The organism is Bradyrhizobium sp. F1.13.3, from assembly GCF_040548265.1.
Lineage (GTDB): Bacteria > Pseudomonadota > Alphaproteobacteria > Rhizobiales > Xanthobacteraceae > Bradyrhizobium.
The window spans coordinates 1-10389 of record NZ_JBEPRI010000047.1; the positions used below are offsets into that span (position 1 = coordinate 1).

Genomic DNA, 10389 nt, shown 5'->3' on the forward strand with positions numbered 1-10389 from the left:
CACCGTCAACTATGCTGTGCCCGTGACCAAGGCTGCCTACGACGTGACGCAACCCTCCAATTTCACGGCTTCGCCGTTCTGATTGGTTTGGTCAGTCGAAAACGACATTTGTGGAACCAGAGGACCAACAATGAGTTCGGGGTGGCAGTCGCGCATAAGTTGTCGCCCGTTATCTTCGACGATGCCGGTCCAGATGAGAGAGGTGGACTTCACCGCCACCCGCCGCAAAACCGTTGCGCGCGCTGAAGCAAAAAGCCCGCAATCGCATAAAGTTCACCGGTCGGCTGTTCCAGCTTGGCAGCCGTCGACGCCATGAGCCTTGCAGTTATGTGACGGGCTACATTAGCCCGTACCCCGACACTGGCCGACATCGGCCGGATCGGCAGCGTCCGCGCTCTAGCCTGGCCAAGTTCAAACCGCGGGAACCATGGGGCCGTAATAGGCGCCCCAGTGATACCACGGGTCCCACTCGTAGGCGCGTCGCCGCCACGGGTGCCGCTCGTAGCCGCGTTCGTGAGCAGGGAAAACGCGGTCGCCGTGATACGCTTTCGCGCTGCTCGCCATACGACCATCTCCTAGGGCGCTACCGGATGCGAATGCATTGGTGGGGATAAACGAACCGCCAAGTGCAATGCGATTGAAAGAGCAACCATGATCTTACGCAAGATGAACTTCCTTTTCATCACGACTTCCGCCGTACCGCGGGCGATCGCGCCAAGCCCCTCCGAGTTGCCTCGAACAGTCGATTTCAGCGGCGCCTCGCACTGGTGCTCGTGCTGACTTCAATAGGCCGGCGAGTAGCCTTGCCGCTGGTTCGCAGACGCATAACGCGGATTGATACCGCAGTATGCATCTGTACCAGACGCACTTGCCATGCACTGGCGATAGGACGAGAACTGGCAGTTGCCAGGATAGCCCCACTCCGTTCCTTGCAGGCAGTACCGATCAACTGCGGGGGCTGCCAAACTTGGGGTGGCGGTCGCAAGGAGGGCAACAACAGAGAACCCTGCGAATAGAACTATGTGCATCGATTCAACTCCTGGCTTGTATTTAGAGGGCGAACGGTCCCAGCCGCATTCTCGCGGGGATCGAGGATGCGCGAACTAGGATCGTTCCTGCGGGTCCGCTGGGGAGAGAGGCACCGCTGTTGGTTTATGTGCGCTCGGACGGCCAGAGCACCAAGCTATCGCGGCTTCACGACCGGTCAAATCGGCGGGATCCCAGAGCCTGCTTGAGGCGGCTATTGAACTTCGAGCGCGTCAAAGTTCAGTCTCCCGTGGGAGGGACAAGCTGTAAATCGGCGTGGGTGGTGGCGCCCGCCTCCGCAACGAGCTTCGAGACGTGGCGGCAGTTCTCGCTACCTGTGAACAGAAGGATTGGTGTTGCGCCAAGTGGGCACTGCGTTTGTCACGCCTACCGAAGGCCAGTTGTACGACCCCACCGAGGGTGCGGTGACAGTTCCGACAGACGTTCCGGATGTCCCGTAGGTCCCTGATGGTGGTATCGACAATCCGGACGTTCCATAGGCAGCGGATTGCATTGTCGAGACGTCGTGCCTCACATAGGCGTAGCTCTCCCCTTCCGCAGCAAGGGGCGCGACCGCGAGCCCCACGGTGATGAAGGCGGCAGTCATAAAGTTGATGGTCATCATGATAGGTCCTCTCTCGTGAGAGATAGGGAGCAACGCGCGGTCTTCACGGCTCGACATCCTGAATTCTCGTTCAATAAGGTGATCGCACGCGGAGGCGGTCCGCCGCACATGGCCCGCCAATTCAGAGCGCCTGCCTGCGAACGTCATTCGCAATCGCCTTCAGCGAGTTCGGCGGCGCCGGGCCCACAAGGCTATAGCCAATGCCGTCGTCCGCCCAGGCAATGCCGGTGGCGCCGGCGTTTGAGTGTGTTGTCATCGGTGCGTTCTGGTCGGCGCTGCTCATCGGCCGCGTCAGCACGACGACGCGGCTGCCGTGGTCGTCGTCATACATGAACATTGCGGCTGGTCCGTGCTGGGTCGCGACCAGGCGTCCCCCCATCAGACGGTAGCCTGAACTCGCCAGGTCCGGCACCTTGACAGGCCGGTTGAGCCGCCTCGATATCCATTCGACGAGCTGCGTGGTGTCGGATGCTCGCACTTCGACAGGGCGGATCCGATCCGGTGCGTAGACATTGTAGGAATAAGTCGCTTCCTGCGCGAGTGCGGCCAGGCCGCTAGGTGCCGCCTCCAATGAGCCGCGCATGACCCAGCCGCCCAACCCACCCACGCTCAGCAGCAGCATCGCCGCGATCGTCCACCATGCCGGCGGAGAACGACGCCTCTGGCCCTCGACAATGCGTGAGAGGTTCAGCTCGGGTGGCAACGGCTCGTCGGCGATTGGCGCCAGCGCCGAACGCAACAGCTCGCGCTGATCGGTAAAGCCGGCGACGCGCTTGGCGACATCCGGATGATCGGCGAGGTAGGAGCCGACTTCCGCTCGACGCTCCGGCTCGAGCACATCGTCGACATAGGCGTGCAGATCATCCTCCGTAATCGGCCGGTTGTTCATGTCAGCCTCCGCATCGTCACCACATTTCCTGGCGCCCCGGCGACGCCATCGAGCTCCTGCTGCATCCTCTCGCGTGCTCGCGACAGGCGCGACATCACGGTCCCGATCGGGACGTTCAATACCTTCGCAGCTTCCGCATAAGAGAGATCCTCGACTGCAACCAGCAACAGTACGGTCCGCTGCTCTCCCGGCAGTTTCGCAAGCTTGTCTAGTACGTCTTGATACATGAGCCGATGCTCTTGCGCGGCGGCCCCGCGAAAATCGCCCTCACCCGCTTCCTCGATCGGCACATGCCTGCCGCGCGACGACGTCTGACGGAATTGATCCGTCGCGAGGTTATGCAGGATCGTGAACAGCCATGCGCGCACGCTCCCGTCCCGTCTTTGATGCCAGCGGCTGACAGCGCGCTCCAGGCAGTCCTGCACAAGATCGTCCGCGTTCGCGCGGTTGCGCAACAGGGCGCGAGCATAACGGCGGAGGGCGGGGATCAGCGGCTCGACCTGAACCAACATATCCTTCATCTCGCCCTCCGCCTGCGTTCCTTCCCGAACGTCAACGGGTCTCAATCTGGATCGCCTCGCCGGGCATGGCTGGTTCGCCGGACGCGATCACAAGATATCGCCTGTCGGCGTTTGCCCCCTGATCGACGATCTGCCGGATCGGGCCAACGGCGTTCACGATAGCCGATCCTGCCGGGTTCGTCATGAACGCTGCGAGCGGCTGCAACACGCCGCTGCCGTCCTCATGGTTGGAGAGAGCCAGCACATATTTCTGCTTGGGCTGGAGACCCGTCACCGATGCCTGCAGGATCTGGATCAGGCCCTGGTCGAACAGGGACACGCTGGTCGGCACCTTGCCATCGCCCGTCCGCTGCTTGGGCGCGAGGGCGAGATGGGCAACTTGTCCGGCAACTCCAAGCGGCTGCAGGTTCTCGCGGTTGTCGGGATTTGGCGCAGCGTTGGGGACATAGGCGATCGCCTGGGGTGCCTGACCGATCGGAATGTTGGCAATGACCTTGTTGGTCGCGGTATCGATCGCCACCAGCGCATCGGCGTTCTCGAGGCCGACATAGACGCGCGAGCCATCGCCCGACGGCCAGACGCCGTGCGGCAAATTGCCGACCGGGATGGTCGCGACCTGCGAGAAATCGTCGGTGCGGAATACCTTGACCTCGTTCAAGCCACCGATCGTGACATAGGCGAACGATCCGTTGGCGGTTTGTGCGAAGTTGACATGATTCGTGATCGGACCGGTATCGATCGTCTTGAGGAGGCCGAACGGAGGACGTGCGTCGAATACCTGCGTCTTGCCGACGTCCTTGAGCGTGAACCAGACCTGCTTGCCATCGGGCGTCGCGGCGATGTTCGGGCAGAACGGGCTATCCTGCTTCACTTTGGCGACGATCTTGTGATCGGCAACCGCGACGACATCGGTTTCCGGATTGAACGACGAGCAAATGTAGCCGTACTTGCCGTCGGGCGAGAAAATCTGCATGCCAGGACCGCTTGGCGTCCTCATGCGCGTCTTCTCTTCAAAGCTCTTGGCATCGATCACAGAGATGTAGTTCTCGCCGCGCACCGTCACCCACACCTCCTTGCCGTTCGGCGTATAGAATGCCTCATGCGGCGAACGACCCACATAGGTCACGTGCTTGACCGCGTTGGTCGCGGTATCGATAAAGGTGACCGAATTCGAGCCGATCGACACCACGGCGAGCGTCTGATGATCGGGCGAATAGCCCATACCGTGAACGAGCACCTGCCCCTTGTAGAGCGGGCTGAAATTGAGCGGCTGCGGATCGCCCAGCCGGATCACGCCGAGTAGCTTGTTGTCGACGGGGTCTGTCACCGACACCGTATTCGAGAACTGCTCGGCCGCATAAATACGGTCGTGATGGCTGATCGGGATGTCAGGCGAGGACAGCGCGCCGGGCGCTTGCCCCGCCCACGCAGCGGACCCTGTTCCGAGCATCGTTGCCGCCAGGAAGACAGTTTTCCACGTTTTCATGTTTCGCTCCTAGTGTTTCATTCCGGAGGACATGTCCATCTGCATGCCCCAATGATGGTGATCGTGTGCCGCAGGGAGAGCCTGCCGTTGCGTCGGCACGGGGGTCGTGTCGGCCGCCGGCTCGCCGATTGCGAGCTTCATCGCGGCGATCTCCTGCATTTGGTCGACGATAATTTCCTGCGCGATCCGCCGAAGCTGCTCGTTCTTGCCGTAGCGCAGCTCGATTACGGCCATGTCGATGGCGCCCTGATGATGCGGGTTCATCATGGCAACGAAGTCGCGATCGACATCGCCGCTGGGCTTCGCCGCCATGTCGTTCATCATCTTGGTCATCGCGGCGTCGTTCTCTTTCAGGAACGTGGATTCCTCGCCGGTCAGCCCGGCCGGAGGATCGGCCGGATGGACTTCATGCGCGAACGCGAGCGGTGGGATCGCGCAAGCAATCAGGACCCGCCCGCCCAACAGGATCGCGGCGAGCCCTGGTCTTCGGAAACGACACCTGCTTGCGAGGGTCGCAATGAATCTGCGGGACTGCTGGTGCATCCTGAACTCCCATGTTGATCGCATGGGGAGTTGGACGAAGCGGCACGTGTTCTATTCCAAGCGGCCGCAAAGGTTCTTCGGTCACGGGCAGATGGCCTTCGAAAATGCCAACGGCAACAATGACTAAGGCACGATCTTCGGCCCGATCACAGATGCGTTAGCGTCCCGTCCAAGGAACACGCATAAGCCACGATTAATCGATTTTATCGATCATAATTTAAATATCAATCTGTTGGACCAATTCATCGGCGCAGACCAGTTTTGGCGTAACCCGGAGTAACGCCAATGACCTCTGCCATCGACTTCCGCACTTCTCCAGTCAAATCCGTCATCCGCGAGACCATCGCATCGCGGGCGAAGCCAGCCCGCGCTGTCATCCCGGGGGTGGCGCTGGCAGGAGCTATCGCTCTCGTCGCCAAATTGCTTCACGGCGTTCCAGGCATTGCCACCTTCAGCCCCATGATCCTCGCCATCGCGATCGGGATATCCATGCGCAATCTCGTCGGCACTCCGTCCTTCGCCGCCCCAGGAATTGCTTTCAGCATGCGCCGTCTCCTTCGGGCCGCAATCGTTCTCCTTGGCTTTCAGATCACGCTGACCCAGCTTGCAGCCGTGGGTGCAAGGGGACTTTTGATCGTCATCGGCACGCTCGTTGCCACCTTCGCCTTTACCCTCGCAACCGGCCGCGCTTTGGGCGTCGACCGAAAGCTCACCGAACTGATCGCCGCGGGCACCTCGATCTGCGGTGCTTCGGCCGTTGTCGCGACCAACAGCGTCACCGGAGCGTCCGACGAGGATGTCGCTTATGCGATTGCCTGCGTCACGATCTTCGGCTCGATCGCAATGTTCGTCTATCCTGTGCTGCCCCATCTTCTGCATCTCGACGGCGCGGCCTATGGCCTCTGGAGCGGGGCATCCATCCATGAGATCGCGCAGGTGGCCGCCGCTTCTTTTCAGAACAGCCAGCGCGCCGGGGAAATCGCGACGGTCGCCAAGCTTGCGCGAGTCATGCTGCTGGCTCCTGTGGTGCTGGCCCTGAGTGTCGGGTCCCGGCTTGCGGCCCGAGGCGCGCCCGGCAGGCCGGCAGCGCCATCCCTGCCCTGGTTCGCAATCGGCTTTGTTGCGGTGACCGCCCTCAACAGTGTCGTCACGATTCCGGCAGGGGTGAGGGACGCGACGATCACCCTGTCCACCTTCCTGCTCACGATCGCACTCGCCGCCATGGGCCTCGAGACTGATGTCTCTAAACTCTACTCGCGAGGTGTGCGTCCGGCTATATTGGGTGCACTTGCCTTCCTGTTCATTGCAACCTTCAGCCTAGCTCTCATTAAATTCATGGGGTGAGCATGACGCTCGAACAACTTCGAATCTTCGCCGCGGTCGCCGACAGGCAGCACGTGACGCAGGCCGCCCGCGAACTGAATCTGACCCAATCGGCCACGAGCGCGGCGATCGCCGCGCTCGAAGGCCGTTATGGCGTCAAGTTGTTCGATCGGGTCGGTCGCGGCATCGTGCTCACGCATATGGGCCGCTCGTTTCTCGGAGAAGCCCGTGCCGTGCTGGCGCGCGCCCATGCGGCGGAGCAGGTTCTGCGGGATTTCGCCGGGCTCAAGGCCGGACGGCTTGTGATCGCCGCCAGCCAGACGGTCGGCAGCTATTGGCTGCCCGCGAGGCTGCTGGCCTTCCAGGTTGTCTATCCCGGCATCGAACTTGACGTGAAGATTGCCAACACCGAACATGTCGCGACGGACGTGCGCGAAGGCATGGCGGATCTCGGTTTTATCGAAGGCGACATCGATGACGCTGCATTGTCGGCCCGACGCCTCGACGGCGATGCGCTGGTCGCCGTCGTGGGCCCGCAACACCCTCTGGCGAACCAGAGAAAGCTGCCTCCAGACTGGATTGCGACGACACCGTGGATCCTTCGCGAGAAGGGGTCCGGAACGCGTGCCATGTTCGAACGGGCCCTGAAGAAGCGCGGAGTACGCCTTTCCGACCTCAAGGTGCAGCTCGAGCTCGCTTCGAACGAGGCCATACGAACGGCGGTCGAGAACGGCCGCTGCGCCGCGGCCATCTCCGATTTGGTGGTCGAAAACGCGATCGCGGCAAAGCGGTTGTTCCAGTTGGAAGGCGAAATGGCGAAACGTTCGTTCTACGCTTTGCGCCACAAGGAGCGGCATGTGAGCAAGGCCGAAGCCGCGCTGATGTCCAGCATCACAGCGGGCCCTGCTGCGTAGGACGGCCTGCGCCCGCAGGACGCACCTCTATTCCATTGCAACATCTGAACTGATGCATCGCCAGCAACGCCGCGGGCAGCGTCAGCACGCGGCAGCTTTGGGCATTCGATCGTGGCCGGCGATCAGAACGATCTGATCATCCCGTTGGATTGCTGCCGTATTGCGGTCTATCTCCTTGAGAAGCGGCAAGCACATCGGACACTCCGCTTGCCAAAACATCGAGATGGAGATTCACAATGATCGCCTCGCACCGCGCTCACCTCGCGATTGTCTTGCTAGCTACCACCACTTCGGTACTCGGTGCACCGCTCGCGCATGCCGGCAGCTCGACGCATTCTTCGGGCAACAGGAGCAATATTCACTCGCAACAGCACCTTCGTTTTACAACAGGACCTCTTCCATGCATTCGCCAGGCGCAACCCCGCCGGCAGGTCGAAGATCCCCTCGCCGACATCAACCTCGGATGACCGGCCCTGGATCGAACGCGAACCCGTTTCAGCATGAGGATCTTGATGCCACTACATCGCAACGATCAGCACGTTCAACCGCTGTCCCGCCGCGCCGTGCTCAAGACCATCGGGGTCGCGGGCATGGCGCTCGCCGGCTCATCGGCCTGGGCCGATCAGTCGGTGCGCCTTCCGTTCGCCAATGGCCCGCAGGAGCGGCCGATCACGCATGACTTCCCTCAGAAGGGAGCCATGATCCTGCAGCGTGCCCGGCCGCCGCTGTTGGAAACCCCGATGGAGGTGTTCGATCGCGGGGTATTCACGCCGAACGACCAGTTCTATGTGCGCTGGCACTGGGCTGTGATCCCGACCTCGGTCGATGCGGACGCCTTCCGGCTCGCCGTACGCGGCCACGTCAACCAGGCGCTGTCCTTGTCCATCGGCGATCTGCTCAAGATGCCTCGCGTCGAGCTCGCCGCCGTCAACCAGTGCTCGGGCAACTCCCGCGGCTTCTTTTCACCTCGCGTCCCAGGCGCACAGTGGGCGCATGGCGCGATGGGCAACGCGCGATGGGTGGGAGTACGGCTCAAGGATGTGCTGGACCGCGCGGGGATCAAGTCCGGCGCGATACAGGTCCGCTTCAGCGGACTGGACGAGCCGGTCGTGCCCGAAGCACCTGATTTCCGCAAGTCGCTCGACATCGATCATGCTCGCGATGGCGAAGTCATGATCGCCTTCGCGATGAACGGCGAGCAGATGCCGCTGCTGAACGGCTTTCCGCTGCGCCTGATCGTGCCGGGATGGTACTCGACCTATTGGGTCAAGATGCTCAGCGACGTCGAGGTCCTCGATCGCGCAGACGACAGTTACTGGATGGCGACCGCGTACACTATCCCGGACACACCGCACGCCAACATCACGCCTGGCCAGACCGGCGTGAAAATGATTCCAATCAGCCGGATGGTGCCGCGGTCCTTCTTCACCAATGTTACGGAAGGTGCGTCTCTTCCGTCTGGCGCCGGCGCGACGATCCGCGGGATTGCCTTCGGAGGCGACACGGGCGTCGCCAAGGTCGAGCTTTCGATGGATGCCGGCCGGAGTTGGCAACTCGCGACACTGGGCGATGACTTTGGAAAATACAGCTTTCGCCGGTGGCACGTGAACATTCCCCAGTTGGTGAAAGGCCATCAATCACTCATGGTCCGCTGCACGAGTCTGAGCGGCGACATTCAGCCCGCAATGCCCAACTGGAACAACAGCGGTTTCATGCTCAATGCCGTCGAGACGGCTCATATCACCGCCATATAGGAGCAGTTTCATGCGACATGCCATCATTGCTCTCGGCACCGCATTCGCCGCCGTTCTGACGCCCGCCTCCGCCCAGATTCAGCCCGCTCCGGCGATCACATCGACGAACGTCGAGCTTCCATCGGGCGATGCGTTATTTCCGGGCGGATCCAGCGCGGACGCCATCAACAACAACTGTCTGGCCTGTCACTCCGCGGACATGGTGCTGAACCAACCTGCCCTCTCCGGGTTCGCTTGGAACTCCGAGGTCCACAAGATGATCAAGGCTTACAGAGCGCCCATTGACGAGGGCGACGTCCCCGCGATCGTCGATTATCTGGCCAGCACAAAGGGAACGAACTAATCGACACCGCGGCAGCAATGGGAGTGGTCGCGCCTTCGTGCCATGGAAAGGGCCGTCCGTGGACTTCCGAACAATCACACCGACCAATGTCGCTGATCGTCGATGTCACGGAGCCCGACACCGCCGGTCCGACGCCCGCAGGATTCTCCTTCACGAGCCGAGCGCTTCGCGCCAGAGGGATGGCCAAGCGCGATGGTTGCCGGCCCGAGCAGGAACTTGATGAACTGGGTCGCCGTAGAATAGACCGTGTAGTCTGTCCGGGTCACGACGACCGTGGCAGCCACCATAGTGATGGCTATCAGCACGGGAGTCGCTTACGTCTCCCCCCGCAAACCCGGCACAGCATTTCCAGCCGTGTAGGCGGCCAGCGATACGATGAGCCAGACCAACAGCGTCGCGCCAAGCGAATTCCAGAGACGCTCAATTGCTGTCATTTGCGATGGTCCAACTTGGATCAACCCCGCTCCAGGACCTGCAAGGGCCTGGCGCTCGCCGCGCGACCCGGCTGCGAATGCTCCAGTGCATCACCAGTGACGGCCAGGCTCAGCAATGTCGATCCGATCAGCCAGGCGGCAATCGGTAACCATTCCGACCACAACACGTCGATCTCCGCGACCAGGCCGACACACGCCGGCATGAACAGAAGTCACATGTGACGTATCAGGGTTTGGGCGGTCTGCTCCAGGCTGCCGGTGATGGGCGCCCCGGAGCTCGCGCCTCCTTTTCTGAAGCCAGCGCGGCGGTAGCATCGAAATGCCGATCACATGCTCAGGTACGGGACCCCCATGCATTTTAGTGGAGCGGGTTGCCGGCAAGCTCACACACCAGCAGCCTCTCAATGGCACAGTAGTCATCGGATTTCGTGATCAGATCGATCTGAAAACTGCGTTGGTGTGCTGTCGTGGCGCTCCTACCTCATAGGGAGTAAGGCGGACCTTTCGAGCAATGCTCGATCGGTTCACCAG

At 61.6% G+C, this 10389-nt stretch carries 12 protein-coding genes; 4 read left to right on the forward strand and 8 right to left on the reverse strand.

Translation table 11 applies throughout. The annotated features are described in order from the left end of the window. Positions 1–782: 782 nt before the first annotated feature. From ABIB66_RS43020 to ABIB66_RS43040, 6 genes are all read right to left on the reverse strand, one after another. On the reverse strand, positions 783–1028 hold the full coding sequence (locus ABIB66_RS43020; RefSeq protein ID WP_354212082.1) for a DUF3551 domain-containing protein: 246 nt from the start codon (positions 1026–1028) through the stop codon (positions 783–785). A gap of 329 nt (positions 1029–1357) precedes the next feature. Further along, a complete protein-coding gene (locus ABIB66_RS43830) occupies positions 1358–1651 on the reverse strand; it encodes a hypothetical protein (protein ID WP_502917456.1) in 294 nt (97 codons plus the stop codon). A 121-nt stretch (positions 1652–1772) separates the two neighbouring features. Continuing rightward, complete coding sequence (locus ABIB66_RS43025) at positions 1773–2540, reverse strand: anti-sigma factor family protein (RefSeq protein WP_354212081.1); 768 nt, start codon at positions 2538–2540, stop codon at positions 1773–1775. Continuing rightward, the gene (locus ABIB66_RS43030) at positions 2537–3061 is read right to left on the reverse strand and encodes a sigma-70 family RNA polymerase sigma factor (RefSeq protein WP_354212079.1); all 525 of its coding nucleotides are present in this window, start codon (positions 3059–3061) and stop codon (positions 2537–2539) included. The genes ABIB66_RS43025 and ABIB66_RS43030 overlap by 4 nt, the downstream gene beginning before the upstream one ends. Positions 3062–3092: 31 nt before the next feature. Beyond that, positions 3093–4547, reverse strand: coding sequence for a YncE family protein (locus ABIB66_RS43035; protein ID WP_354212078.1), 1455 nt, complete (start codon positions 4545–4547; stop codon positions 3093–3095). 9 nt (positions 4548–4556) lie between these two features. Then, on the reverse strand, positions 4557–5090 hold the full coding sequence (locus ABIB66_RS43040; protein WP_354260016.1) for a DUF305 domain-containing protein: 534 nt from the start codon (positions 5088–5090) through the stop codon (positions 4557–4559). A 285-nt stretch (positions 5091–5375) separates the two neighbouring features. Between ABIB66_RS43040 and ABIB66_RS43045 the strand changes: the two genes are divergently transcribed. From ABIB66_RS43045 to ABIB66_RS43060, 4 genes are all read left to right on the forward strand, one after another. After that, complete coding sequence (locus ABIB66_RS43045) at positions 5376–6434, forward strand: YeiH family protein (RefSeq protein ID WP_354212076.1); 1059 nt, start codon at positions 5376–5378, stop codon at positions 6432–6434. A gap of 2 nt (positions 6435–6436) precedes the next feature. Continuing rightward, positions 6437–7327 (forward strand): LysR family transcriptional regulator, encoded by an 891-nt coding sequence (locus tag ABIB66_RS43050; RefSeq protein WP_129274353.1) that lies wholly within the window; start codon positions 6437–6439, stop codon positions 7325–7327. Between the two features lie 512 nt (positions 7328–7839). Continuing rightward, the gene (locus tag ABIB66_RS43055; protein WP_354212074.1) at positions 7840–9081 is read left to right on the forward strand and encodes a molybdopterin-dependent oxidoreductase; all 1242 of its coding nucleotides are present in this window, start codon (positions 7840–7842) and stop codon (positions 9079–9081) included. Between the two features lie 10 nt (positions 9082–9091). Continuing rightward, positions 9092–9424: a cytochrome c gene (locus tag ABIB66_RS43060; protein WP_354212072.1), complete on the forward strand. Its 333-nt coding sequence runs from the start codon at positions 9092–9094 to the stop codon at positions 9422–9424. 74 nt (positions 9425–9498) lie between these two features. Here the strand turns inward: ABIB66_RS43060 and ABIB66_RS43065 are convergent, their stop codons facing one another. Then, positions 9499–9729 carry an LrgB family protein gene (locus ABIB66_RS43065; RefSeq protein ID WP_354212070.1) on the reverse strand — a complete coding sequence of 77 codons (231 nt, stop codon included), beginning with the start codon at positions 9727–9729 and terminating at the stop codon, positions 9499–9501. A gap of 149 nt (positions 9730–9878) precedes the next feature. Then, a complete protein-coding gene (locus tag ABIB66_RS43070) occupies positions 9879–10061 on the reverse strand; it encodes a CidA/LrgA family protein (RefSeq protein WP_354212069.1) in 183 nt (60 codons plus the stop codon). Between the last annotated feature and the right edge of the window lie 328 nt (positions 10062–10389).

Coding starts and splice junctions, on each gene's coding strand:
- ABIB66_RS43830 (WP_502917456.1), bottom strand. CDS start 1,651: ATGATGACCATCAACTTTATGACTGCCGCCTTCATCACCGTGGGGCTC.
- ABIB66_RS43045 (WP_354212076.1), top strand. CDS start 5,376: ATGACCTCTGCCATCGACTTCCGCACTTCTCCAGTCAAATCCGTCATC.
- ABIB66_RS43060 (WP_354212072.1), top strand. CDS start 9,092: ATGCGACATGCCATCATTGCTCTCGGCACCGCATTCGCCGCCGTTCTG.
- ABIB66_RS43040 (WP_354260016.1), bottom strand. CDS start 5,090: ATGCACCAGCAGTCCCGCAGATTCATTGCGACCCTCGCAAGCAGGTGT.
- ABIB66_RS43070 (WP_354212069.1), bottom strand. CDS start 10,061: ATGCCGGCGTGTGTCGGCCTGGTCGCGGAGATCGACGTGTTGTGGTCG.
- ABIB66_RS43020 (WP_354212082.1), bottom strand. CDS start 1,028: ATGCACATAGTTCTATTCGCAGGGTTCTCTGTTGTTGCCCTCCTTGCG.
- ABIB66_RS43030 (WP_354212079.1), bottom strand. CDS start 3,061: ATGAAGGATATGTTGGTTCAGGTCGAGCCGCTGATCCCCGCCCTCCGC.
- ABIB66_RS43025 (WP_354212081.1), bottom strand. CDS start 2,540: ATGAACAACCGGCCGATTACGGAGGATGATCTGCACGCCTATGTCGAC.
- ABIB66_RS43035 (WP_354212078.1), bottom strand. CDS start 4,547: ATGAAAACGTGGAAAACTGTCTTCCTGGCGGCAACGATGCTCGGAACA.
- ABIB66_RS43050 (WP_129274353.1), top strand. CDS start 6,437: ATGACGCTCGAACAACTTCGAATCTTCGCCGCGGTCGCCGACAGGCAG.
- ABIB66_RS43055 (WP_354212074.1), top strand. CDS start 7,840: ATGCCACTACATCGCAACGATCAGCACGTTCAACCGCTGTCCCGCCGC.